The following is a 23,804-nucleotide window of genomic DNA, read 5'->3' as shown; positions in this document are numbered from 1 at the left end:
CGTTCGTGTATTCCTCCACAACGGTCGCCCCGAGCTCGCGGACGATGAGGTCGTGCCCGGTCAGCGCGCTCTCGACGAGGTCGGGGTCGTCCTCCTCCGGTACGTCGTCCTCGGGCGCGACCGGCGGCGGTGCCTGCCGTACGGGCGCCTGCGGCGCGGCGGCGGCCTGCGGGGGCTGCTGCGGCGGCTGGTACTGCTGGGGCGGGGCGGACGGCTGCGGCGCGGGCGCCGGTGCCGCGGGAGCGGACGGGGCAGCCGGCGGCGGGCTGTGGGCCGGGGCGGGCGCGGCGGCCGGTGCCCCGTACGCCGGGGCGCCGTACGCGGACGGCTGCGGGGCGGGCTGGCCGCCGCCGACGACGGCGTCGATCTTCCAGTTGACCTGGAACTGCTCGGCCAGGACGGCCTTGAGCACGTCCTCGCTGCCGCTGCTCGCGAAGTTGTCGCGGGCTCCGGGGTTGGGGAAGCCGAGCTGGAGGGTGGTTCCGTCGAATCCGGTGACCTGGGCGTTCTGGCTGAGCAGGATCCAGGTGAAGCGGCGGCGGTTCTTGACGGCGTCGAGGATGCCGGGCCACATCGCCTGCACCTGCCCGGCGCCCGCCGCCATGCCCGGCGAGGGCTGCGCGGCCGGAGCCGCGGCGGCCGGGGCGGGAGCGGGGGCCGCGGCGGCCGCCGGGGCCGGTGCCGGTGCGGCGGGGGCGGGAGCGCCCTGCCCGGGCGCGGCCGCGGTGGGCCAGGCGCCGCGCACCCCGGAGCCGGGCTTGGCCGCCCGGGCCACGCCCCCGGCGCCGCGGGAGCCTCCGCGGCGGGCGCGGCAGGCTGGGCGGGCTGGGCGGCGGGCGCGGCAGGCTGCGGCGGCGGCGCAGCGGCCACCGGCGCCATGGCGTGCGCCTCGGGACCGGGCGAGTACCCCATGGCGGGCTGCGGCGCCGCGGGCTGCACGGCCGGCGGCGCGGCCACGGGCAGGGACACGGGCGCGGCGGGGGGCGCCCCGAGCGCCGCGGCCCCCGCCATGGCCGCGGCGGCCGCTCCGCCCCGCTCCAGCCGCTCCAGACGCGCCTGGAAGGACCGCTCGTCGTCGAACGCCGCGGGCAGCAGCACCCGCGCACAGATCAGCTCCAGCTGGAGCCGCGGCGAGGTGGCGCCCCGCATCTCGGTCAGACCGGTGTTCACCAGGTCGGCGGCCCGGCTGAGCTCGGCCGCACCGAAGACGGACGCCTGCGCCTGCATCCGCTCCAGCACATCGGCGGGGGCGTCGATCAGCCCCTTCTCCGCGGCGTCGGGCACGGCAGCGAGGATCACGAGGTCGCGCAGCCGCTCCAGCAGGTCGGCGACGAAGCGGCGCGGGTCGTTCCCGCCCTCGACGACGCGGTCGACGACCTCGAACGCGGCGGCCCCGTCCCCCGCGGCGAACGCGTCCACGACGGAGTCCAGCAGCGACCCGTCCGTGTAGCCGAGCAGGGACGTCGCCATGGCGTACGTCACGCCCTCGTCGCCGGCGCCCGCGAGCAGCTGGTCCATGACGGACATCGAGTCACGCACGGAGCCCGCGCCGGCCCGCACCACGAGCGGCAGCACACCGTCCTCGACCTTGGCGCCCTCACGGCCGCAGACCTCGCCCAGGTAGTCGCGCAGCGTCCCGGGCGGCACGAGCCGGAAGGGGTAGTGGTGCGTCCGCGACCGGATGGTCCCGATGACCTTCTCGGGCTCGGTGGTCGCGAAGATGAACTTCAGGTGCTCCGGCGGCTCCTCGACCACCTTCAGCAGGGCGTTGAAGCCCGCCGAGGTGACCATGTGCGCCTCGTCGATGATGTAGATCTTGTAGCGGCTCGACGCCGGCCCGAAGAACGCCTTCTCCCGCAGGTCACGGGCGTCGTCCACACCGCCGTGGGAGGCGGCGTCGATCTCGATCACGTCGATCGACCCCGGCCCGTTGCGCGCGAGGTCCCGGCAGGACTGGCACTCCCCGCACGGATCGGGAGTGGGACCCTGCTCACAGTTCAGGCACCGGGCCAGGATGCGCGCGCTGGTGGTCTTGCCACAGCCGCGGGGCCCGCTGAACAGGTACGCGTGGTTGACCCGGTTGTTCCGCAGGGCCTGCATCAGCGGAGCGGTGACATGCTCCTGGCCGATGACCTCGGCGAACGACTCGGGGCGGTAGCGGCGGTACAGCGCAAGGGACGACACGTCTACGAGGTTATCCGGGCCCGCCGACAAACCGCCCCGCCGCACACCAGGCAGCCACCGTCCACTGCCCGCCCGGGAACGCAAACGCCCCCCACGCACCCGCCAGAGCCCACTTACCCTTGCTGCCTTCCGGCCCTGGGGGAGTTGGGTGAGATAGCGCCACGTGAGGGGCTGCCCCCACCCTAGCGGATGGAGCGCCCGGGTATCGAGTTCGCTAGCACCCCTCATCGTCTTGTATTGTTCGTCGCGGAGGATTCGCCTAGAGGCCTAGGGCGCACGCTTGGAAAGCGTGTTGGGGGCAACCCCTCACGAGTTCGAATCTCGTATCCTCCGCAGCCGCCTGAACAGGCGAAACGAAGAGCCGGACCGCTGATCGCGGTCCGGCTCTTCGGCATGCCCTGGTCTCAGTTTTGGTCTCATTTACTTCAGACATTCAGGAACGAACCATCCACAACCGTACCGCCAAGGGTTCACGCACATGTGCGCGCACGTCCGGGTCGGCGGTCACTACGATCGCCGATCATGGACTGGCTGGAGCGGACCGCAACGTTGAGGCAGTGGACCAAGGGCGGGGCGCGCGCTCCCCACAAGCCGCTGCTCTTCCTGTACGCCCTCGGCCGGTTCCAGCAGGACGCCGACGGGGGGCTGTTCTACAGCGCGGTGGAGGAGGACCTGAAGCGGCTGCTGGCCGAGTACGGTCCGCCCAACAGGACGACGCCCGCCTACCCATTCCACCATCTGGTCAGCGACGGGGTGTGGGAAGTGCGCACCGACCGCGGCCCCGGCAGTCCCGGCAGCGCGGTGCGCGAGCTGCGGGCAACCAGGGCCGTCGGACAGCTGGCGCCGGAGCTGCGGGCGGCACTGCGGCGCGAGCCTTCACTGCTGGGCCGGCTCGCGCGCGTACTGCTCGACCAGCACTTCCCGCCCTCCCTGCACAGCGAACTGTGCGAAGCGATCGGGCTGGAGCTGGAGCCGACTGAGACCGGGCGGCTGTCGCCGGTGCGACGGGCGAGGGACCGGCGGTTGCGGGAGCTGGTGCTGACGGCTTACGAGTACCAGTGTGCCTTCTGCGGCTACGACGGGCGGATCGGAGCGGTTCCGGTCGGGCTGGAGGCCGCGCACGTGCGCTGGTGGGCGTTCGGCGGCCCCGATGACGTCGACAACGGGCTCTGCCTCTGCTCACTGCACCACAAGCTCTTCGACAAGGGCGTCCTCGGTGTCGGCGACGGCCACCGCGTCCTCGTCTCGCAGCACTTCGTCGGCCGCAGCCTTGCGGCCCGCGAACACGTCATAGCCCTCGCGGGCCGCCCTCTCATCGGCCCACAGCCAGGCGCACGCCCCGTGGCGGCGCACCACCGCTCCTGGCACACCAGCCAGGTCTTCCACGGCACCCCGCGCCCCGGAGCAGATCTTCCGCGAAGTCGATCTCGCGAGGACTCGCGCAGCCGCCCGCAGGTCAGCCCTCGCACTCCCACGGGTTGAGCAAGATCGCACCGGTCCGGGCCAGGTGCTTGATGTTCCGGCTCACCAGGGTCCACCCGTTCGCGAGGGCGGTGGCGGCGATCAGCGCATCCGGCGGATCGATGCTGGTTACGGCGCTCTTCAGCTTCCGATGAAGAGCGAGGTACGCGAGGGCCTCCTGTTCTCCGATGGCCGCGATCCGGTCGCTGTAGTCAACGCGAATGCTGTCGAGCGCCCGCTCGAAAGCGGCACGCCGCACAGGTCCGGAGTCTGCGCGATGCCCGCCTCGATCTCCGCGATCGTGATGACACTCAGATAGAGACCAGTGGACGGGACCGAACGGGCCCAGGCCACAACAGCCGGAGACGGCTTCGGCCGGGTGGTTATCTCGGAGACCACGTTGGTGTCGAGCAGATAGATCACTCGCCGCCCGCCGCATCGTCGTAGGAACGCCGCCCGAACTCCAGACCCTCGAACGGAGCCGACTCAAGCCGATCAAGAAATCCGTCACTGCCGAGAGTGGCCCACCGGTGAAGCATCTCCGGTAGCGCGTCGATGTCGGTGTCGGCGAGCTCGGCGTCGAAGTGCCCGAGCTGCCGCTCGGGCAAGGACTCCCGGATCTCCCGAATCGTCCGCAGCGGATGCGGCTCTTCAGGCCGACGGGGCGGGAGCGGGAGGTTCGGGGCAGTACTCATGATCGGTTCCTCCACGAAGCAGTCCGCGGGCCCATACCTGAGGACAAGCCTAGGCTGGCCGGCGGTCCCGCAAGCTGGTTCCCGTCGAACCCAGGCTGCCTGGTCTCAGGTCTGGTCTCATTCGCCCCCGTCCGGGCCCGTTCGGACGGGGTCAGCCCAAGCGCTACGCCGCAGGTCAGGACACATGCGACCTCACCTGGACCCGGGTACGAACATGTGGAAAGCGTGTTGGGGGCAACCCCTCCCGGTCTCGCGCCGAGTCTTGAGCGCTCCACGCCCGCAATGCCGATACGAGCCCGGAACAGGCGCTCGCGGCACGAGGGGCGTCGCATCCCGTGGAGCCGCGGACCACGAGGGAGCCGGCCAGCCGCGGCACACGCCCGACCGGCGAACACCCGAACGCTCACCCTTCCGCACCGAACGAACTCCGACCTGCCCACCCGGACAGAGTGCGGCCCGTTCGCGCACCTCCGAACCTCCACCCGAGCCCCACTGCGGACACCCAACAGCCGCGAGGAAGAGAACGCAGCACAGCGATGAACCAGCGGAGGTATAATCTTTTCCATACTTGATATCAAGGAGGTGTACCATGAGTCGTACGGTGATCGACCTCGATGACGAACTGGTCGCGGACGTGGCCAAGGCTCTGGGGACCAGCACCAAGAAGGAAACGGTCAACACCGCCTTGCGCGAGGTGCTGGAGAACAGGCGGCGCGCGCTGGCCCTGACCCGCCTGCGCGCCGCGGCCGACGAGGGCTCATTCGATCTGACGCTCTTCGAGGACAAGCGGAACTACCGGCGGTGAACGCGGCGCTCTACCTGATCGACACCAGCGCGCTCGCCCGCTTCATGCGGGGCGACGCGGAGCAGTACGGCTGGGACCAGGCGGCAGCCGCCGGCCTGATCGCCACGTGCCCCGTCACGGAGCTGGAGTTCTTCTACAGCGCCCGGTCGGCAGCCGACCGGGCACGCGGCATTGAGGACATGCGGTTGCTCTTCGGCTGGGTTCCCGTCGACGACCGCGCCTACGACCGCGCCTGGCAGGTCCAGGAGGCCCTCACCAAGCAAGGCAAGCACCGCAGCGCAGGTGCGGTCGACCTCGTCGTCGCAGCGACTGCCGAGCTGCAGGGGCTCACCCTCCTGCACTGTGACCACGACTTCGACTGCATCGCCGCAGTAACCGGCCAGCCCGTTCAGTGGTACGGCCCTGAGGGCCGTAAGTAGCCGGGCAGAAGTTGCCGTTCTGGCTGCATTCACCTCCGTCCGGGGCCGTCCGAACGAAGGCCACGAGAACGCTCCGTCGCAGGCCAGGACGGGTACAGCCCCAGCCGGACAGCCGTACGAACATGTGGAGAGCGTGCCGGGGGCACCCCCTCACTCGTTCGAATCCCCTATCCTCCGCAGCCGCCTGAACAGGCACAACGCGAGGCCCGGCCGCGATACGCGGCTCGGATTCTCGCCGTGCTCTGGCTGCGTTTCTGGTTGCGTTTACAAGCGCCCGTTTCGAACATTCAGCGGATCCGGGCTGCCCGGCTCCCGCCTGCCCGCGGATGCCGGCGCCCACCAACCGGGGAGTCCTGTCCCGTACGGCATCCTCGGATCACAGGGGTACGGCACCCTGGAAACCCCGCGGCGAGTCCCCGCTGCCATGATCCTGATCTCGCGAGGTGCCCGGCATGAAGTCCCCATCGACGCTGACGACTTGGCTGGGCAGCCTCGACGGCCGTCGTCTGGCGCGCGTGCTGGAGACGCGGAGGGACGCCGCGTCCCCTCCGGAGCCGCGCTCGCTGGGGGAGCTGGCCGACCGTCTTCAGCGCCCGGGATCGGTGGCACTTGCCCTACCGCAGCTCGCCCTGCCGCATCTCCAGGTCGCCGAAGCGCTGGCAGCGCTGCGTGCACCCGCGTCGCGCGATGCACTGGCCGAACTGCTGGGAGCGGCCGACGGCACCACCGGCGATCTGGAGGCCGTACTGGAGGCTCTGGCCGATCATGCTCTGGTCTGGCCGGACGCCGCGGGGAAGCTCCGCATGGCCGGACCGCTGCGGCAAGCGTGGGACGCGCCGCTGGGTCTGGATGCCCGGCTGGAGGAACTGCTCGCCGGCACGACCTCCGACGAGCTGCGCGGAATGCTGGCGGTACTGGGCATCAAACCGCCGGGCAGCAAGGCGCAGCGGCTGTCCGCGCTGGTGGAACACCACAGCGACCCGGAGCGGATCCTCTCCGTGATCGCCAAGGCCCCTGCGGCGACTCGGAAGCTGCTCGAAGGCAAAGCGGGGGCGGGGCCGGCGGGGCTAGCGGAGCACGCGCGGTTCGTCATGTTCGGGAGTCCGGGCCCCGATCCCGAACCGGGTGCTCGATGGGCTCTGGATCGGGGACTCCTGATCCAGGAACGTCACCGCTACGGCCCGGCCCGTTTGCCCGCCGAGGTGGCGCTCGCGCTGCGCGGGCCCGACTGGCACGCCCCGTTCCGGCCCGTCCCGCCCTCCGCGGGCTTGGCGCCGGTCACCCCGAGGGAGGTCGACCACGAGGCGTCGGCCGCGGCCTCGGCATTCGCCGCCGGCGCGGCCTCGGTCCTGTCGGCCTGCTCGACGGCCGCGCCGGCCCGGCTGAAGTCCGGCGGCATCGGTGCGCGTGAACTGGCCCGGATCGGCAAGGCGGCCCAGGCCGACGACGCCGTCGTACGCCTCACACTCGAGACCGCGCATGCCGCCGGGCTGCTGGCCCGGGACGGCGATCGGGTGGCCCCCACCGAGGCCTACGACGTCTGGGCGGAGCAGGAGCCCCCGGAGCAGTTCGCCGTACTGCTCCAGGCATGGCGCAACCTGCCGCTCACCCCGGCCCAGGCGCGCGACGAGGACAACAAGGCACTCCCGGCACTCGTCGGCGCACCGCCCTGCAACGGCTGTGTGCAGGCCCGCCACGGGCTGTTGGCCGCAGCCGCGCAGCTCCCGGCAGGGCACGGCGTGCGGGTCGCGTCGGATCTGGGGCCGCTGATCGCCTGGTACCGCCCGCTCGCCGACTCGTCGCCGGACGGACCGCCGTTCGCCACCGTGATCCGGGAGGCCGAACTCCTCGGCGTGCTCGCACGCGGTGCTCTGTCCGCCATCGGCATCCACCTGCGAGCCGGCGATGCGGAGCTCCTGGGCGCCGAGTGCCGGCGGCTGCTGCCCTCGGCCACCGCGACGGCCCGGATCGGCGCCGACCTCACCGCCGTCGTCACCGGCACCCCGTCCACGCGGCTGGCCGCACTCCTGGACTCCGTCGCCGACCGGGAAACCAGTGGCACCGCATCGGTGTGGCGGTTCAGTGCCGGCAGCGTCCGCCGGGCTCTGGACGCCGGCCGCACCCCCGAGGACATCACGGCCGACCTGGCCGCCGTCGCTGCCGGACCGCTGCCACAGCCCCTGACATACCTGATCACCGACACCGCACGCGGCCACGGGCGCGTGCGCATCTCCCCTGCCGCCTGCGTCCTCCACGGCGACGAGCCCGCCCTCCTGGCCGAACTCGCCGCCCACCGCAGGCTGGCCACGCTCGGACTCCGGCAGCTGGCACCGACGGTGCTGATCAGCCGCAGCCCGCTCGGGACGACCCTCGCAGCGCTCCGGGCCGAGGGGTACGCCCCCGTCGCCGAGACCGACGAGGGAACGGTACGCATCGAGAAGACCCGGCCTCGGCGGGCCGCCGCACCCGTTCCGCCTCCACGCGGCTCCAGGGCGAGCGGCGGCGGCCGGGCCGCTGCCCCGAGGACGGCGAAGGAACCCGCTGCCCTCGACCCGAGTGCGTTGGCGACCCGGCTGCTGGCCGCCCCGGCCACGGCTCCCGAACCAGCACCGTTCGAGGGCGGAGTGCCCTTCGCCACGGACACCGAGGAGATCGTCGCAGGGTGGGCGAAGCGCCTGCCGTACGCCGACATCCGCCAGCTAGCCCACGCCATCGACGCAGGTCAGGCCGTCACCGTCGAATACGTCGCCACCTCCGGCAACCGCACAGTGCGCACCCTCAGCCACCTCGAACTCGACCCGCCCTTCCTCGAGGCCTGGTGCCATCTGCGAGAAGACGAACGCGTCTTCACCCTCTCCCGCATCCACAGCGTCATGAGCGCCGCACTCGAACAGGAGTGGTAGCGGCGGGGCCGGGAAATGGTCGTGGGGCCGCTGAACCCGGCCGACATCGGCGAGATGCTCGGCCTTGACCCGGCCGCGGCCTTCGACGCCGCCCTGATCACGGACGGACTTCCCCTGATCTGCGCGGAGTGGCGCCCGGAGCCGACGTATGGGAGTTCCTCCGCGACTCACTGGACAACCCATCTCCGCGCTGCTGGTCTCCGCGGACTCCTTCCCGCCGCACCCGCGATCGGCGGCTACTGGACCCGCAGCAACGACGTCGCAATCGACCTGGTCGGCGCGGACCGGCAACCGGTGGCCAAAGAACTGCTCTTCCTCGGCTCGGACCACTGGGCCGACGTCTGATCTTCCCCGTGATGGCCGCACTCCGCAGAATGAGCGGGTGACAGCAGCCGTGTTGATCATTCTGGGCCCTCTGTCGGCGTCGCTCATGGGCACCGTCCTCGCTGCCGACTACCGGGGCTGGCGGGATGCAGCGGCCAAGGCGCACGCGGGAACCGGGAGGGCCGACTACTTCACGTCCTACGCGACCTTTCGGTCCGTGGGGCTGGCGGTGGCGTGGACGGGAGCCGTCTTCGCGGTGGGAGCCACGGTTCTCGTGTGCTTGATCTACTGGTGAAGTGGCGACCAAGCTGCCGGGCCACGGCGCTGGCGGCGGCGCCACCACTGCGATCGCCCGTCATGGACCGGCTGGAGCGGACCGCGACCTTGAGGCAGTGGACCAAGGGCGGGGCGCGTGCTCCCCACAAGCCGCTGCCTCTGCTCTACGCCCTCAGCCGGTTCCAGCGGGCAAGGCGTTCCAGGCCTCCGGCTGCAAACCGTGGCAGAAGATCGGATAGGGCGCCTCGGCGAGGGCGGGATCCGCCCCGGTCATGCCCGCCCGCCGGCGCAGCAGAGGGCCGTGTAGAGGTCCAGGCGGTCCGGGAGGCGGGTGAGGTCGCGGTCCGTCAGGGCTTCTATGCGTTCGATGCGGTAGTGCACCGTGTTCACGTGGATGCCCAGGGCCTCCGCCGTGCGGGACCAGGAGCAGTCGTGGGCGAGGAACGCCTCCAGCGTGGCACGCAGCGGGCCCTCGCCGAGGGGGCGCAGCAGGCGGGTCGCGTAGATGTCGCGGACCTCCGCGGGGATGCCGGGCAGGAGGCGGGACAGGGTGTCGAGTTCGTCGGCCGCGGCCACGCCTCCGGGTGCCCCGGCGGCGCATGCCAGGGCGAAGCGGGCCTGGGCCAGCGATGCCGGCAGGTCCTCCGGGGCGGGGACCGCCGCTCCGATGCCCACCAGGCCGGCTGCCTCCGCTGCCTGCCCCGCCGCCCGCAGGCGGGCCGCGAGGGTCGCCGGGTCCGTGTCCGGGGGCTCGCAGACGACCGCCGTCGTGCCGGCCGCCGTGTGCGGGAAGTCGGGCAGGGCGTGCAGGGCGGCGGCGAGGGATGCCGCGTCCGCCGCGGCGATGGCCCGGTACACGCCGCCTGGCGCCCCTGGCGCCGCCGGCGCCGCCGGCGCCGCCGGGTCTTCGGGCAGAGGCGGGGTGCGTACGGGCACTGCTGGTACTCCTTGCGGCGGACGGACCCCCGCCCTCACCAGGAGGAGGCGGGGTTCAACATCGTAAATGCAAGGAGGAACAGCCGGAGTTCGCGGCGTCTGCCGGTCAGGCCGTGGCCAGGGCCACCTCGGTGGCCTGGATCAGGGCCACCACGTGCGAGCCCGGCGCGAGGCCGAGCGCCTCGACGGCATCGCGGGTGACGGCCGCGGTCAGCTCGCCGTCGTTGACGACGACGCGCACCGATGCCATGGCCCCGCCCCCGGTGATGCCGGCGACCGTACCGGAGATCTGGTTCCGGATGCTGATGCCCTCGACGGCGCCCGCCGCCAGCGCCACGTCGGTGGCCTTGACCAGGGCGGTCACCGCCGCGCCGGGGCTCAGGTCGAGCTCCCGGGCGGCGTCGCTCGTGATGGCCGCGACGATGTCCGCGCCGCCTTCCAGCCTGACCCCCACGGTCGTCATGGCCTCGCCGCCGACCACGGCCGTCACCCGGCCGACCAGCCGGTTCCGAATGCTCAGGTGCACTGCTACACGTCCGTCATGGCGGGCATGTCGCCCTGGGTGGTCGAGGTGTCGATGACCGCGAACGCCGCGCCCTGCTGGTCCGCCAGGGCCGCGAACCGGCCGTAGGGGCTGTCCATGGGGCCGAAGTGCAGGGCGCCGCCCAGCTTCCTGGCCTTGGCCACGGCCTCGTCGCAGTCCGGGACGGCGAAGTAGACCTGCACCCACGGCGGGACCTCCGGCGGGAAGTCCCCGCCCATCGCCATCCGGCCGAGCACCGGGTGCTCGGGCCCGCCCGCACTGAAGACCCGGAAGTCCATCCCCTCCTCCTCGGGGCTGCCGTCGGGGTGCATCTGCTGGGCGCCGTACGGGAAGACCTGCGGGAAGAAGGCGTCGGCCCGCTCCGGGTCGCGGGTGAAGACCTCGGCCCACGTGTAGGAGCCCGGCTCGCCCATCTTCTCGAAGCCCCGGTGCTCGTCCGGCTGCCAGACGCCGAAGACCGCGCCGCTCGGCTCCTTCGCGATGAGCATCGTGCCGTACGTGCCGATCTGCATCGGGCCCATCATGACCTCGCCGCCCGCGGACCTGATCTTCTCGGCGGTGGCCGCCGCGTCGGGCGAGGCGAAGTAGAGGCACCACTGGGACGGGGCCTCGGTGCCCGGCATCGGGGGGACGACGGCGGCGACCGCCTTGCCGTCCGAGTACGCCTGCGTGTAGTTGCCGTACTCGCTCGCCGCCTCGCCGAAGGTCCAGCCCAGCACCTCCCCGTAGAAGGCCTTCGCCGCCTCGACGTCCCTGAACATCGCGTCCGCCCAGCAGGGCGCGCCCTCCGAGAACTCCGCCATGGTCGATCGACTCCTGTGTCGTGGGCTCCGTCCGGTGTTCCACGCTAGGCGCGCGGTGCGCCGCCCGCGCGCGGAGCGCGGCCGCGCGAGAGGCTGGAGCCATGGACATCACCATGCGGCTGGCCCAGCACCCGGAGGCGGACGAGCTGCTCGGGCGCAGCCCGCTCGCCGCGCTCGTCGGGATGCTGCTGGACCAGCAGGTGCCGATGGAGTGGGCGTTCGCCGGGCCGTACACGATCGCGCAGCGGCTCGGCGCGGACGACCTCGACGCCCATGCCATCGCCGCGTTCGACCCGGAGGAGTTCGCCGCACTGCTGTCGCGGAAGCCGGCCGTCCACCGCTATCCGGGGTCGATGGCGAAGCGGGTGCAGCAGCTGTGCGCGTATCTGGTCGAGCACTACGACGGGGACGCGGCGGCGCTGTGGGACGGGGTCGGGACGGGGGCGGAGCTGCTGGACCGGCTGAAGGCGCTGCCCGGCTTCGGCGAGCAGAAGGCGCAGATCTTCCTGGCGCTGCTGGGCAAGCAGCTCGGCGTACGGCCGCAGGGCTGGCGGGAGGCCGCCGGCGGCTACGGGGAGGTGGACGTGTACCGCTCGGCGGCGGACATCACCGGGCCGGAGTCGCTGGCCCGGGTGCGGGCGCACAAGCAGGAGCTGAAGGCGGCCGCCAGGGCCGCCAAGGCGCGCGGCGGGAGCTGAGCGCGGCCCGGCGGCCCCTGCGCTACGCCGGTGCCGGGACAGGAGCCCCGGCGGCGGACGGAGCCGGGCGGCGGCGCAGGGCGGCTGCGTACACCTCGTCCGCGTGCAGCCGCCGCAGCTCCTCCGACAGCAGCTCGGCCGTGCTGCGGATCTTCAGGGCGGCGGTGCGGTCCGGGCTGTCCGGCAGGCTCAGCGTGGCCAGCACCCCGTCGGGCCGGTCCACGCGGATGTCGCCCTCGGGGGTCCCCAGCCGCACCCCGGTGATGACGGGCCCGCCGGTGGCGACCCGCTCCACCGGCACGCCCAGCCGGTCCTCCAGCCACCGCGCGAGGAGTTCCGCGCTCGGGTTCCCGGCCTCGCTCTCCACGGCCGCGCCGGTCACCGGCAGCGGCTTCTGGTCCAGCGCGGCGGCGAGCAGCGCCCGCCAGGGGGTGAGCCGGGTCCAGGCCAGGTCGGTGTCCCCGGAGGCGTACGCGGCCCCCTGCGCGGCCAGCGCGGCCAGCGGGTCGGCGGCCGCCTCGGAGTCCGTGATCCGGCGCTGCGCCAGCGCGCCCAGCGGGTCCCGGGCCGGGTCGGCCGGGGCGTCGGCGGGCCACCAGGCCACGACGGGGGCGTCGGGGACGAGGAGCGGCAGGACCACGGAGCCGGCCTGCTCGGTGAGCGCCCCGTGCAGCCGCAGCACGACGACCTCGCCGGTTCCGGCGTCCGAGCCGACCCGCAGCTCGGCGTCGAGCCGGGTCTGGCGGAGCCGGTGCGGGCCGCGCGAGGAGCGCTTGACCACCGCGATGATGCGGCAGGGGTGCTCCCGGGAGGCCTCCGTGGCCGCGCGGATCGCGTCGTAGGCGTTCTCCTCGTCGGTGGCGATGACGAGGGTCAGGACCAGGCCCATGGCGGGGCTTCCGATGGCCCGCCGGGCTTCGAGCAGGGCCCGGTCGACCTTGCTGGACGTGGTGTCGGTGAGTTCGGTCCGCATGGGTCGAGTGTGGCAGCGGGGGCGGCCGGTGCGTCACCCGGCGGGGCGCCCATCCGTCACCTGCGGCGCCGGGCGGTCCCGAAGAGGGAGCGGGAGATCTCCCGGCCCAGCTGGGTGCCGACCGACCGGGCCAGCGAGCGGAAGATTCCGCTCCCCATCACCTGCTGCACCGGCGACGGCTTCTCCGCGGGCCGGCGGGGCTGCTGCGGACGGGAGGCCTCCGTCTCCGCTTCCGTCCGCGAGGCCTCCGCCCGCGCCGCCTCGGCCTCCGCCTCGGCCTCTGCCGCCGCCTCCGCGGCCGCCTGCTCCGCGCTGATCTTCTCGTACGCCGACTCGCGGTCGACGGGCTGCGCGTAGCGCGCGTACAGCGGCGAAGCCTGCACCGCCCGGTCCAGCTCCGCGGCCCCGACCGGAGCCATCAGCGACTGCGGGGCCCGCAGCCGGGTCGCCGCGACCGGCGTCGGGGCGCCCCTCTCGTCGAGCACGGTGACGACGGCCTCTCCGGTCCCGAGCACCGTCAGGAGCTCCTCCAGGTCGTACTCCGAACGGGGGTAGGTCCGCACCGCGGCCCTGAGCGCCTTGGCGTCGTCCGGGGTGAACGCGCGCAGCGCGTGCTGTACCCGGCTGCCGAGCTGGGCCAGCACGTCCGCCGGCACGTCCTGGGGGCTCTGCGTCACGAAGAAGACGCCGACGCCCTTCGAGCGGATGAGCCGGACCGTCCGGGTGACGGCCTCCAGGAAGGCCTTCGAGGCGCCGTCGAAGAGCAGGTGCGCCTCGTCGAAGAAGAAGACGAGCTTCGGCTTGTCGAGGTCGCCCGCCTCGGGCAGGGCCGCGAACAGGTCGGCGAGCAGCCACATCAGGAAGGTGGAGAACAGCTGCGGCCGGTCCTGCACGGCCGGGAGCTCCAGCAGGGAGACGACGCCGCGCCCGTCGGGCGCCGTCCGCAGCAGATCGGCGGTGTCGAACTCGGGCTCGCCGAAGAACACGCCGGCGCCCTGCTGCTCGAACGCGGTCAGGGCGCGCAGGATCACCCCGGCCGTCGCCGCGGAGATGCCGCCGATGTCCTTCAGCTCGGCCTTGCCGCGGTCCGACACGAGGAACGCGACGACGGCCCGCAGGTCCTTCAGGTCGTACAGCTCCAGGCCCTTGGCGTCGGCGTAGTGGAAGACCAGGCCGAGCGACTGCTCCTGGGTGCGGTTGAGCCCGAGCACCTTCGACAGCAGCACCGGCCCGAAGTCCGTCACCGTGGCGCGCACCGGGACGCCCGGCCCGATGCCGCCGAGCGAGAGGAACTCGGCGGGGCAGCCGCCCGGCTGCCAGTCCTGGCCGACCTCGCGGGCGCGCCCGGCCGTCTTCGGGTGCGGCTCGCCCGGGGCCGCGATGCCGGAGACGTCCCCCTTGACGTCGGCGAGGAACACGGGGACGCCGCTCGCGGACAGCTGCTCGGCGATGAGCTGGAGGGTCTTCGTCTTGCCGGTCCCGGTCGCGCCGGCGATCAGGCCGTGGCGGTTGAGGACCGCGAGCGGGACGCGGACGCGCCGGTCCGGAAGGCATGCGCCGTCCCACAGGAGCGCGCCCAGTTCCAGCGCCGGACCGGTGAAGGCGTACCCGGCGGCGATCCGGTCGGCCGGCGCTTCCGGGGCGGTGCTCTCGCTCATACGACCCTCCCGCATTGACCCTGTACGCCACTTTTGCACCGCCGGTGGGAGGCTGCGCCCGCAGGCGCGGGCCCGGTAGGCTTTCCGTGTGATCTTCAAGCGCATCGGAAACGGGCGGCCGTACCCCGACCACGGCAGGGAAACCACCCGGCAGTGGGCGGATGTCGCCCCGCGCCCGGTCCGGCTCGACCAGTTGGTGACGACCAAGGGGCAGCTGGACCTCGAGACGCTGCTCGCCGAGGACTCGACCTTCTACGGGGACCTCTTCGCCCACGTCGTGAAGTGGCAGGGCGACCTGTACCTGGAGGACGGCCTGCACCGCGCGGTCCGCGCGGCCCTCCAGCAGCGCCAGGTCCTGCACGCGCGCGTCCTCGAGATGGACTGACGGCGGACCCGGCCACCGCACCGGGCGGGACTCCGCGACAGCCGCGGCGACCCGTCGCGCCCCCGCCCGCCTCCCGCTTGGCGCGAATTGCGCCTTTCGGGTCGGTCTTGCCCTATCAACAGATCATTTGGTGGGCAACCTCTCCGCCCGGTATTACGCTGCGCCCATGAGCATGCTCACTCCCCCCGGCATGGGCGGAAAGTACCGCGTCACGGGAGCGGCCTATCCCCGCCTGAGCCGGCGCCCGCGCCGCCGCAGGATCGTGTTCGCCGTACTCGGCGCGGTCCTCGGGATCGCCCTGCTCGGTTACGGATCCCTGCAGCTCATCCAGGTGTTCCGCGGCGACGGCGACGAACCGCGCGCCACCGCCGGCGGGAAGTGCCCCGACAAGGGCAGCGGGGCGGCCTCGGCCGCGCCGGCCGCCGCCCCCGCGGTCGTCCTGCCGCAGCCCGCCGACATCACCGTCAACGTCTACAACGCCACCCAGCGCGCGGGCCTGGCCAAGGCCGTCGGGGACGAGCTGAAGGCGCGCGGGTTCACGGTCGGCCAGGTCGGCAACGCCCCCGCCGACTTCGACAAGAAGGTCCCCGGGACGGGGATACTGCTCGGCTCGCCGAAGACCGACAAGGCGGCCTACTCCGTCCTCGGTACGCAGCTCGCGGGCGACACCCTGCAGAGCGACGCCCGCGAGGGCGCCGACATCGACCTGATCCTCGGCGACGCGTTCACGGAGCTGAGTCCGAAGGCGACCGCGGACCAGGAGCTGGCGCTGCTGGCCAACCCCAAGCCGGCGGCCGCACCGGCCTGCTGACCCGGCGGCGGCCGGCCTGCGGCATGCGGCATGCGTCGGCGACAGGGCCGGAAGCCGGAGAAGGCCCCGGCGCCGCACGGCACCGGGGCCGGGAATCCCCTACTCGGCCGAGCCGTACATGCGGTCGCCCGCGTCGCCCAGCCCCGGCACGATGTAGCCGTGCTCGTTGAGCCGCTCGTCCACCGCGGCCGTCACGACCGTCACCGGCGTGCCCGCGAGCTCGCGCTCCATGACCTCGACGCCCTCCGGGGCCGCCAGCAGCACCACGGCCGTCACGTCGTCCGCGCCGCGCTTGATCAGCTCCTGGATGGCCGCGACCAGCGTGCCGCCCGTCGCCAGCATCGGGTCGACGACGTACACCTGGCGCCCGGAGAGGTCCTCCGGCATGCGCGTCGCGTACGTGGAGGCCTCCAGGGTCTCCTCGTTGCGGACCATGCCCAGGAAGCCCACCTCGGCCGTCGGCAGCAGCCGCACCATTCCGTCGAGCATGCCGAGGCCGGCGCGCAGGATCGGCACGACCAGCGGGCGCGGGTGCGACAGCTTCACGCCGGTGGTCGGCGCGACCGGGGTCTCGATGTCGGACTGCTCGGTGCGGACGTCCCGGGTGGCCTCGTAGGCGAGGAGCGTCACCAGCTCGTCGGCGAGTCGGCGGAAGGTGGGGGAGTCGGTGCGCTTGTCGCGCAGGGTGGTCAGTTTGTGCGCCACCAGGGGGTGATCGACGACCTGCAAACGCACAGCATCCTCCAAGGCTCAAGAGTCGGGTTTCGACCTGCGACCAGCAAAAACGGCCGCACGTTTTCGCGACCCACACCCAAGAGGCTACGCGGTGTGCGCGCCGCCGTGCGCCCCCGGCGCCCGCCCGGGCCCCGCCCGGCCCCTGAGGATGCGGCCCGGCCGTGTGCCCAGCACGCTGGTCACGTGACCAATGCACCGGTGATCGCGGCCGTCGACGGATCCGAGCACAGCCTGCGCGCCCTCGACTGGGCCTGCGCAGCGGCCGTGCGGCACGGCACCGGACTCGTCGTCGCCCACGTCCTGCCCGACAGCGCCCAGCTGTACGTCGCCCGCCGCTCCTCCCTCGCCGATCCGGGCGCACCCGCGGAATGGGAGGACCCGGTCGCGGAGCGGATCCGCACCCTGCTCTCGGAGGCCTCCGGAACCCCGGAGGACGTCCGCTACGAGTCCCTGACCGGCTCCGTCCCCGAGGCGCTGCGCGTGATCGGCTCGGGCGCGCGGATGCTGGTGATGGGCTCGCGCGGGCGAGGCGGCTTCGCCGCCCTGCTGCTCGGATCGAACAGCAGGGCCGTCTCCGGGACGGCCCCCTGCCCGGTCGTCGTCGTCCCGCACGAGGCGCGCGACGCCGCCGCCGGCGGCACGGCGGGCCCCTCCGCCGGCCGGGTGGTCCTCGGGTTGCACGTCGAAGAGACCCCGGACGACGTCATCGCCTTCGCCCTCGCCGAGGCGGCCTCGCGCGGCACGGACCTCCAGGTCCTCTCCGCGTACGCCGTCCCGCCGTCACCCGTGGTGGTGGCCGACACCCCCTTCACGGTGCTCACCCCGGAGGGGCTCGCGGACGGCGCCGACACCGCGCCCGCCGAACGCGAGATGCTGCGCGCCCAGAGCCGGCGCCTGGCCCCGCACCGGGAGCGCGCGCCGGACACCGCAGTCGCCCAGGCCGCCGTACCCGGCGACGCGGCGGGCGGACTGGTCGAGGCCTCCCGGTCCGCGGCCCTCGTCGTGGTGGGCCGCCACCACCCGAGGCGCAGCGTCCGCGGCCTCGCGATCGGCTCCGTCGCGCACGCCGTACTGCACCACGCGCACGGCCCCGTGGCCGTCGTCCCGGCTCTCTCGGACGACGTCTGACCTGCACGGGGGTGGCGTCAAGGGGGCCTGCGGGGGGAAGGTGGGTGCGGAGGGGTTTCCTCCGCACGGGCGGAGGAGGAAGACCTGACCAGCCGGGGTGGGTGGTGGCCGATGCCCGACACGCAGCCGAGCCGAGACAGCGGCGAGGACGACGCGCCGGAAACCGCGGCGCAGCGCCGGGCGCGCCGCGCGCAGTTCCTGCGCGACCTGATGGAAGCGCGCGCCCTGCGCGACCGGGTCCAGCCCCGCCGGGCCCGCGCCGCGCGCATGCGCCAGCAGATGCGGATGCGCACATTCCGCTGGTGACGCGCGTGCCCTGGCGGTGACGCCTGCGGCCTGAGGGGCCCGTGTGACGCCCGTGACCACCGGGCGGATTTCGGCGCGCCCGCAGGCCCGCGGCACGGCCACGCGCGCGGGCGACCGCCGGTCGGCCGTACGCCGCGCACCCCCGGAACGCCCCCGGGACGCCCCCGCCGGGCGCCGGCCGCCCCGCGCCGCCGTGGCCGACGGGCCGCCCCGCGCCCGCCGCCGCGGGCGGCACGGCACGACGCAAGCGCGGAAGACCTCTCGCAAAGCCGCTGTTTCTGCCACGATGCCGATTGGGCGGGGCACGAAACGGCGAGCAGCACGGCCGTTCCAACCCTCCCCACCTCCGGCCGGGGGGACCTCCAACCGGCACGCCTATGACCAGTGGGAGAGTCACGGTGTACTTCGCCGCACTGCTCGCGCGCACCGAAGACGGGTGGGAAGCGAGCGACATGGAACTCGACGACGTCGAGTCCCTCAGCGATCTGATCGATCTCGCCCGTGCCGCCGCTGTCGACGACGACACGGTGGTCGCCCTCATCGAGCAGGAGGACGCCTGGTTCGGCGTCGTCCGCGTGGACGGCGAGGAGGACCCGCGGTACTTCGTCTCGAACGCCGCCGCCGCCTCCCGCAGCTCCTACGGCTCGATGCTGACCGACGAGCTGCTGGGCAGCGACGAGGAGGACGACGAACTCGACGAACTGGACCTTGACGGCACCGAGGACGGCGAGGAGGAGGCGATCACCGCGTACGGCGGGTCGGACGACGGGGACGACGGGCCCGGCTCCGGTGCGGAGCCGGTTCCGGCCGGGCCGCTCGGCGACCCCCGCCTGCTGGACGACCTCGGGGTGACCCACAAGCAGCTGATGACCCTCGACGGGGACGCGCTCTCGGAGATCGCCGAGTCCCTCGGCGCGACCGAGGTGCTGGAGGCAGTGCGCTAGTGACCACCGAGCACCACCCCCCGCACCCCTCCGCGCCAGGCCCCGCCCCCGATCCCGTACGGGACCCGTGGCGGGACCCCATGCGCCTGGCGCTGCGGGAAGCCGCACGGGCGGTGCCGGCCGGCGACGTGCCGGTCGGCGCCGTCGTGCTCGGCCCGGACGGGGAGCTGCTCGCCGCCGGGCACAACGAACGGGAGGCCGCCGGCGACCCGACAGCGCACGCCGAGGTGCTGGCGCTGCGCCGGGCGGCCGCCCGGCTGGGGGAATGGCGGCTTCCGGGGTGCACCCTGGTGGTGACCCTGGAGCCGTGCGTGATGTGCGCGGGCGCGCTCGTCCAGGCGCGGGTGGCGCGGGTCGTGTACGGCGCGGCGGACGAGAAGGCGGGCGCCGCCGGCTCCCTGTGGGACCTCGTTCGGGACCGCCGGCTCAACCACCGACCGGAAGTGGTCCGCGGGGTCCTGGCGGAGGAGTGCGCGCGGCAGCTGACGGACTTCTTCCGGCAGCTGTGAGGCCCCCCGGCGGGGCCGTCCCCGGAGCGGATTTCGGAACTGGGCCGACCTTGGGCTAGGATCTCTCTCGGTAGCGTGTCCGAGTGGCCGAAGGAGCTCGCCTCGAAAGCGAGTATGGGGCAACCCATCGGGGGTTCAAATCCCTCCGCTACCGCTCCGATCGAGAGCCTCGTCCCGCAAGGGCCGGGGCTCTCGGCGGTTTCCGGGGTGCGGAGCGCCTGGTGCCGGGGGATTCGTACGGGAGGACCTCGTACGGGAGCGCCTCTCAGCGGGTCCGCGGCCGCGGACCCCCGTACTCCGCACCGGTGAGCGCGGGACGCCCCCGGCGCCCCCCGCGTGACCGCACCGCCCGCCGGGCGTTGTCACGGCATGACCAAGACCCAGCGCATGCTCGCCGCCATCGCCCTCGCGGGGGCCGCCGCGGGACTCGCCGCACCCGCCGCCTCCGCCGCGCCCGTGGCGCCTCTCACCCTTCCGGACCTGCCGCGTCCCGCGGGGATGCCGGAGGGGGCCGTGCCGGGCTCCGTCCAGGAGATCGGCGGGCAGCTCAACGAGCTGAACCAGCTGAACCAGCTGGCGGAGCTCCCGAACCACCTGGAGCCCGTCGTCGCGCCCGTCGCGCCGGTACTCGGGCTGCTCGGCGCCATCCAGTAGCGCGCGGCGGGGCCGCGGGCCGGGACTCTTCCGGGGGAGGTGCGGTCCCGGGCCCGCGGCGGACCCGCCGGGCTGGGCCCGCCGGTCTCCTGCCGCAACCGGCGGACCCGCCTCCATCGTGCGGGGCCGCGCCCGAAGCACGGCGCGGCAAAAGGCCCGCGCGGCAGGGCCATTGGTCCCGAAGCCCAGACCGGCGCGCCGGGCCGACCGGATAGACTCACCCGACCTGGCAGGACCGGTTGGGGAGGCCGACACCGCTGATGGAGACCAAGAAGATGATCACGGGAGGGCTCGTCGTCTTCGTGCTCTTCGTGATCATCACGCAGCCGATCAAGGCCGCCGACATCGTGAAGATCGGCTTCCAGGGCATCTCGGACGCCGCCCACGGCATCGGGGCGTTCATGACCGAACTGGTGACCTGAAACCCGTAAGCCGAGGCAGCCCCGTCGGGCCGAACGGCCCCCCACTCCTACGGGTGGGGGTTTTTGTGTACCCCGCCCTCGTGGCAACTTCGCCAATAACGCCCCATTGTGCCCAACTTGCCCTCAACACGGCGATATACGGTGCTTGCATACAGTGCACATGTGTTGTGATGCTATGACCGCTTTTGACGGATAGTTGATGTGGTTGATCTGGTTGATCTGAAGGGGTGGCGTGACCGTGCCGGCCAGTACTGCGCCTCAGGTGCCACCCCAGCAGGACCCCCAGCAGGACCAGCAGCACGGCCAGGAGGAGGCTCCGGCGCCCCCCAGGCCGCAGAGCCGGGGCGCGGACACCCGGGCGCTCACCCAGGTCCTCTTCGGGCAGCTGAAGGGCCTCCAGCCGGGCAGTCGCGAGCACGAGCGGATCCGCGGGGCCCTCATCGAGGCGAACCTGCCGCTGGTGCGGTACGCGGCCGCCCGCTTCCGCAGCCGCAACGAGCCGATGGAGGACGTGGTGCAGGTCGGCACCATCGGCCTGATCAACGCCATCGACCGCTTCGACCCGGACCGCGGGGTGCAGTTCCCGACCTTCGCCATGCCGACCGTGGTGGGCGAGATCAAACGATACTTCCGCGACAACGTCCGCACCGTGCACGTGCCGCGCAGGCTCCACGAGCTGTGGGTCCAGGTCAACGCCGCCACCGAGGACCTCACCACCCTCCACGGCCGCACCCCCACGACTCCCGAGATCGCGGAACGGCTGCGGATCAGCGAGGACGAGGTGCTCTCCTGCATCGAGGCCGGACGCAGCTACCACGCCACCTCGCTGGAGGCCGCCCAGGAGGGCGACGGCCTGCCGGGCCTGCTCGACCGGCTCGGGTACGAGGACCCCGAGCTCGCCGGCGTCGAGCACCGCGACCTCGTCCGGCACCTGCTCGTGCAGCTGCCCGAGCGCGAGCAGCGGATCCTGCTGCTGCGCTACTACAACAACCTGACGCAGTCCCAGATCAGCGCGGAGCTCGGAGTCTCCCAGATGCACGTCTCCCGCCTGCTCGCCCGGAGCTTCGCTCGACTCCGATCCGCAAACAGGATCGAGGCGTAACCGGATCGGGTGGAGATCCGCCGCAGGTTTCCCGACAGAACCGGCGCAATCCGCTCTATCGCTGGAGATATATGTCGACTTGGCGCTACAGCGCGTTGCCGACATGTGACATTCTGCTTGAACCGCGTTTGCCGCAGCCCCGGCTCCGGTATTCAGGTTGAGGCTGCGTTCCTCCGACGGGCGCGCCGTCCGCGACCGTCCGCGACCTCAAGGGGGTGGCATGTCCGAAGACCAGGGCAGCTCCAAGGTGCTCACGCTCGTCAAGAGCGATGCGCCGACAGCACCCGCGGTGTCCCACCGCCCGGAAGCCATCGACACCCGCACCCTCTCCCGCTCCCTCTTCCAGCGACTCGCCGCCCTGGACCCGGACAGCCCCGACCGGGCCTACGTGCGCGACACGCTCATCGAGCTGAACCTCCCGCTCGTGCGGTACGCGGCCGCCCGCTTCCGCAGCCGCAACGAGCCGATGGAGGACATCGTCCAGGTCGGCACGATCGGCCTGATCAAGGCGATCGACCGGTTCGACTGCGAACGGGGCGTCGAGTTCCCGACGTTCGCGATGCCGACCGTCGTGGGCGAGATCAAACGATTCTTTAGGGACACCTCCTGGTCCGTGCGGGTCCCGCGGCGCCTCCAGGAGCTGCGCCTGGCGCTCACCAAGGCGAGCGACGAACTCGCGCAGCGGCTCGACCGCTCCCCGACCGTGCCCGAACTCGCCGCCGTACTGGGCGTGTCCGAGGAGGACGTCGTCGACGGGCTGGCCGTCGGCAACGCCTACACCGCCTCCTCGCTCGACTCGCCCTCCCCGGAGGACGAGGGCGGCGACGGCTCGCTCGCCGACCGGCTGGGGTACGAGGACACCGCGCTCGAAGGGGTCGAGTACCGCGAGTCCCTCAAGCCGCTGCTGGCCAAACTCCCGCCCCGCGAGCGGCAGATCATCATGCTGCGCTTCTTCGCCAACATGACGCAGTCGCAGATCGGCGAGGAGGTGGGCATCTCCCAGATGCACGTCTCCCGGCTGCTGACGCGCACCCTCGCACAGCTCCGCGTCGGACTGATCGGGGACTGACGCCTCGCGCGCGCGGCCGCCGGGTCCGGACTCCTTCCGGACGCGGCGGCCGCACACGCGTGCGTCGGCGGGGTTCACATATGACGGGGCATCAGCCACACTGCGGCGCGTGCCCGACGGATGCCCCAGGCCAGGAGCCGCCCTCGCCCGCCATCGCGCGCGCCGCCGTGCCGGCCGCCGCGCCCGCGCCTCCGGGCGCGCGCCGGACGTGCGGGCCGCGGGGCTGCTCGCCCTGTGCGCGGCCGCGGCCTGCCTGGCCGGCTGCGCCGCCGCCCCGGCCGGCGGGTACACGGCCGCCGGAGCCGCGGCGCCCGGGCCTGAGCGGCGCGCCGGCGACAACGTCGCCCCGCGGGGGCCGGTGGAGTTCCGGCAGCTCGGCGGCCCGCCCCCGGCGGGCGGACCGGCGCCCTCGGCCGGCACGCCCGCCGGCGGTCCGGACGGGCCGGGCGCCGGCAGGTCCGGGGGCGGCGTACCCGGCGGGGGCGCCGCACCACCCGGTGGGCGCGGCAGCCAGGCACCGCCCGCCCCGGGATCCTCCGAGCCGGCGCCGGGGAGCCCCCCGGACAGCACGCCCCCTCCGGCCCCGAGCGCCTCGCCGCCTCCTGCATCCCCGCCCGCGAGCGTGCCCGCGCCCGCGCCCGGACCGGCGTACGTCACCGTGGGCGAGCCCGTCCGCGCGCCGGCGGCGGACCGCTGGTGCGAGCAGGTGACCGTCCGCATCGCCAACACGGGCGGCACGGCGGTCCGTTCGGGGACGCTCACCTTCGAGACGCACGTCATCGGCGCCTTCGGCATCGACTGGGCCACGGTCAGGACCCGTCGGCCCCTGCCCGCGCCGCTGGCCGGCGGGACGGCGCGGACGCAGACGTACACGGTCTGCCTGGACGCCTGGCGGGTCCCCCTCGGCATGCACGTGGAGACCCGGCGGGTCACTGCCGCCTGGAGCTGAGCCGCCCTGACGGCGCCCGGTGCCGGTGTCCGCGTACCGTCAGCGCAGGACGGTCCAGAAGACCGCGGCGAACCGCGCGCGAGTGCCGCGGGTGCCGCCAGTGCGGTGAGG

General features: G+C 73.3%; 26 protein-coding genes, 2 tRNA genes, 1 other RNA gene and 2 pseudogenes. 21 read left to right on the top strand and 10 right to left on the bottom strand.

Annotated elements, in window-relative coordinates:
* Positions 1-60: 60 nt before the first annotated feature.
* The gene (locus MUK52_RS16940; RefSeq protein ID WP_284577589.1) at positions 61-2,184 is read right to left on the bottom strand and encodes a DNA polymerase III subunit gamma and tau; all 2,124 of its coding nucleotides are present in this window, start codon (positions 2,182-2,184) and stop codon (positions 61-63) included.
* A 77-nt stretch (positions 2,185-2,261) separates the two neighbouring features.
* Positions 2,262-2,360: signal recognition particle sRNA small type (ffs, locus tag MUK52_RS16935), an RNA gene on the bottom strand.
* 72 nt (positions 2,361-2,432) lie between these two features.
* On the opposite strand from ffs, the gene MUK52_RS16930 reads away from it, so the two are divergent.
* A tRNA-Ser gene (locus MUK52_RS16930) sits at positions 2,433-2,517 on the top strand.
* Positions 2,518-2,706: 189 nt separating this feature from the next.
* Positions 2,707-3,666 (top strand): phosphorothioated DNA-binding restriction endonuclease, encoded by a 960-nt coding sequence (locus MUK52_RS16925; protein WP_114058218.1) that lies wholly within the window; start codon positions 2,707-2,709, stop codon positions 3,664-3,666.
* On the opposite strand, the gene MUK52_RS16920 is transcribed toward MUK52_RS16925, so the two are convergent.
* Positions 3,641-3,904, bottom strand: a complete 264-nt coding sequence (locus tag MUK52_RS16920; protein WP_284577586.1) for a PIN domain-containing protein — start codon at positions 3,902-3,904, stop codon at positions 3,641-3,643. The two genes, MUK52_RS16925 and MUK52_RS16920, sit on opposite strands and share 26 nt — an antisense overlap.
* Positions 3,905-4,064: 160 nt before the next feature.
* Complete coding sequence (locus MUK52_RS16915; RefSeq protein WP_114058219.1) at positions 4,065-4,340, bottom strand: hypothetical protein; 276 nt, start codon at positions 4,338-4,340, stop codon at positions 4,065-4,067.
* Positions 4,341-4,929: 589 nt separating this feature from the next.
* Between MUK52_RS16915 and MUK52_RS16910 the strand changes: the two genes are divergently transcribed.
* The 6 genes and pseudogenes from MUK52_RS16910 to MUK52_RS16885 all read left to right on the top strand — a co-directional run.
* Positions 4,930-5,145, top strand: coding sequence for a type II toxin-antitoxin system VapB family antitoxin (locus tag MUK52_RS16910; protein WP_114058220.1), 216 nt, complete (start codon positions 4,930-4,932; stop codon positions 5,143-5,145).
* Complete coding sequence (locus MUK52_RS16905; protein WP_284577582.1) at positions 5,142-5,564, top strand: PIN domain nuclease; 423 nt, start codon at positions 5,142-5,144, stop codon at positions 5,562-5,564. The genes MUK52_RS16910 and MUK52_RS16905 overlap by 4 nt, the downstream gene beginning before the upstream one ends.
* Positions 5,565-6,016: 452 nt before the next feature.
* Positions 6,017-8,467 (top strand): helicase-associated domain-containing protein, encoded by a 2,451-nt coding sequence (locus tag MUK52_RS16900; protein ID WP_284577580.1) that lies wholly within the window; start codon positions 6,017-6,019, stop codon positions 8,465-8,467.
* Positions 8,468-8,675 (top strand): annotated as a pseudogene (locus tag MUK52_RS33305) (ATP-binding protein); the annotation flags it as partial.
* A gap of 186 nt (positions 8,676-8,861) precedes the next feature.
* A complete protein-coding gene (locus MUK52_RS16890) occupies positions 8,862-9,086 on the top strand; it encodes a hypothetical protein (RefSeq protein WP_162793317.1) in 225 nt (74 codons plus the stop codon).
* A gap of 62 nt (positions 9,087-9,148) precedes the next feature.
* Positions 9,149-9,256 (top strand): annotated as a pseudogene (locus MUK52_RS16885) (phosphorothioated DNA-binding restriction endonuclease family protein); the annotation flags it as partial.
* Positions 9,257-9,337: 81 nt separating this feature from the next.
* Here the strand turns inward: MUK52_RS16885 and MUK52_RS16880 are convergent.
* The 3 genes from MUK52_RS16880 to MUK52_RS16870 all read right to left on the bottom strand — a co-directional run bounded on the left by MUK52_RS16880 (position 9,338) and on the right by MUK52_RS16870 (position 11,350).
* Positions 9,338-10,003, bottom strand: a complete 666-nt coding sequence (locus MUK52_RS16880; RefSeq protein WP_284577574.1) for a PucR family transcriptional regulator — start codon at positions 10,001-10,003, stop codon at positions 9,338-9,340.
* A gap of 106 nt (positions 10,004-10,109) precedes the next feature.
* The gene (locus tag MUK52_RS16875; RefSeq protein WP_114058224.1) at positions 10,110-10,529 is read right to left on the bottom strand and encodes a TOBE domain-containing protein; all 420 of its coding nucleotides are present in this window, start codon (positions 10,527-10,529) and stop codon (positions 10,110-10,112) included.
* Between the two features lie 2 nt (positions 10,530-10,531).
* Positions 10,532-11,350, bottom strand: a complete 819-nt coding sequence (locus tag MUK52_RS16870) for a VOC family protein (RefSeq protein WP_114058225.1) — start codon at positions 11,348-11,350, stop codon at positions 10,532-10,534.
* Positions 11,351-11,451: 101 nt separating this feature from the next.
* Here MUK52_RS16870 and MUK52_RS16865 point away from each other — a divergent pair, with 101 nt between their 5' ends.
* Positions 11,452-12,048, top strand: coding sequence for an HhH-GPD-type base excision DNA repair protein (locus tag MUK52_RS16865; RefSeq protein WP_284577570.1), 597 nt, complete (start codon positions 11,452-11,454; stop codon positions 12,046-12,048).
* Positions 12,049-12,070: 22 nt separating this feature from the next.
* On the opposite strand, the gene opcA is transcribed toward MUK52_RS16865, so the two are convergent.
* Both opcA and MUK52_RS16855 read right to left on the bottom strand, forming a co-directional pair.
* Entirely contained in the window at positions 12,071-13,021 is a 951-nt protein-coding gene (gene opcA / locus MUK52_RS16860; protein ID WP_284577568.1) for a glucose-6-phosphate dehydrogenase assembly protein OpcA, read from the bottom strand.
* A 56-nt stretch (positions 13,022-13,077) separates the two neighbouring features.
* Complete coding sequence (locus MUK52_RS16855; protein ID WP_246042742.1) at positions 13,078-14,679, bottom strand: helicase HerA-like domain-containing protein; 1,602 nt, start codon at positions 14,677-14,679, stop codon at positions 13,078-13,080.
* An 88-nt stretch (positions 14,680-14,767) separates the two neighbouring features.
* Between MUK52_RS16855 and MUK52_RS16850 the strand changes: the two genes are divergently transcribed.
* Together MUK52_RS16850 and MUK52_RS16845 are read left to right on the top strand one after the other, a co-directional pair.
* Positions 14,768-15,064, top strand: a complete 297-nt coding sequence (locus MUK52_RS16850; RefSeq protein ID WP_114058229.1) for a type II toxin-antitoxin system VapB family antitoxin — start codon at positions 14,768-14,770, stop codon at positions 15,062-15,064.
* Positions 15,065-15,230: 166 nt separating this feature from the next.
* Positions 15,231-15,875, top strand: coding sequence for a LytR C-terminal domain-containing protein (locus MUK52_RS16845; protein WP_114058230.1), 645 nt, complete (start codon positions 15,231-15,233; stop codon positions 15,873-15,875).
* Between the two features lie 99 nt (positions 15,876-15,974).
* On the opposite strand, the gene upp is transcribed toward MUK52_RS16845, so the two are convergent.
* Entirely contained in the window at positions 15,975-16,610 is a 636-nt protein-coding gene (gene upp, locus MUK52_RS16840) for a uracil phosphoribosyltransferase (protein ID WP_114058231.1), read from the bottom strand.
* A 183-nt stretch (positions 16,611-16,793) separates the two neighbouring features.
* On the opposite strand from upp, the gene MUK52_RS16835 reads away from it, so the two are divergent.
* The 10 genes from MUK52_RS16835 (at position 16,794) to MUK52_RS16790 (ending at position 23,693) form a co-directional block, all read left to right on the top strand.
* A complete protein-coding gene (locus MUK52_RS16835) occupies positions 16,794-17,738 on the top strand; it encodes a universal stress protein (protein ID WP_284577560.1) in 945 nt (314 codons plus the stop codon).
* Between the two features lie 111 nt (positions 17,739-17,849).
* Positions 17,850-18,044: a hypothetical protein gene (locus MUK52_RS16830; protein ID WP_114058232.1), complete on the top strand. Its 195-nt coding sequence runs from the start codon at positions 17,850-17,852 to the stop codon at positions 18,042-18,044.
* A gap of 398 nt (positions 18,045-18,442) precedes the next feature.
* Positions 18,443-18,988: a tRNA adenosine deaminase-associated protein gene (locus MUK52_RS16825; RefSeq protein ID WP_114058233.1), complete on the top strand. Its 546-nt coding sequence runs from the start codon at positions 18,443-18,445 to the stop codon at positions 18,986-18,988.
* 80 nt (positions 18,989-19,068) lie between these two features.
* Positions 19,069-19,497, top strand: a complete 429-nt coding sequence (tadA, locus tag MUK52_RS16820) for a tRNA adenosine(34) deaminase TadA (RefSeq protein WP_114059017.1) — start codon at positions 19,069-19,071, stop codon at positions 19,495-19,497.
* 69 nt (positions 19,498-19,566) lie between these two features.
* A tRNA-Ser gene (locus MUK52_RS16815) sits at positions 19,567-19,651 on the top strand.
* 215 nt (positions 19,652-19,866) lie between these two features.
* Entirely contained in the window at positions 19,867-20,151 is a 285-nt protein-coding gene (locus MUK52_RS16810; protein ID WP_114058234.1) for a hypothetical protein, read from the top strand.
* 260 nt (positions 20,152-20,411) lie between these two features.
* Positions 20,412-20,573 (top strand): hypothetical protein, encoded by a 162-nt coding sequence (locus MUK52_RS16805; RefSeq protein WP_284577557.1) that lies wholly within the window; start codon positions 20,412-20,414, stop codon positions 20,571-20,573.
* A gap of 238 nt (positions 20,574-20,811) precedes the next feature.
* Positions 20,812-21,675 carry an RNA polymerase sigma factor SigF gene (locus MUK52_RS16800; protein WP_114059018.1) on the top strand — a complete coding sequence of 288 codons (864 nt, stop codon included), beginning with the start codon at positions 20,812-20,814 and terminating at the stop codon, positions 21,673-21,675.
* Positions 21,676-21,895: 220 nt separating this feature from the next.
* Positions 21,896-22,744 carry an RNA polymerase sigma factor SigF gene (locus MUK52_RS16795; protein WP_114058236.1) on the top strand — a complete coding sequence of 283 codons (849 nt, stop codon included), beginning with the start codon at positions 21,896-21,898 and terminating at the stop codon, positions 22,742-22,744.
* Positions 22,745-22,853: 109 nt separating this feature from the next.
* The gene (locus MUK52_RS16790; protein ID WP_162793318.1) at positions 22,854-23,693 is read left to right on the top strand and encodes a hypothetical protein; all 840 of its coding nucleotides are present in this window, start codon (positions 22,854-22,856) and stop codon (positions 23,691-23,693) included.
* Positions 23,694-23,804 lie beyond the last annotated feature (111 nt).

The sequence above is a fragment of the Streptomyces sp. 2P-4 genome, from assembly GCF_030167965.1.
In the GTDB taxonomy this organism is placed as follows: domain Bacteria; phylum Actinomycetota; class Actinomycetes; order Streptomycetales; family Streptomycetaceae; genus Streptomyces; species Streptomyces globosus_A.
The sequence above is the reverse complement of the archived record's forward strand: the minus strand, read 5'-3'. Positions and strand labels throughout refer to the sequence as shown.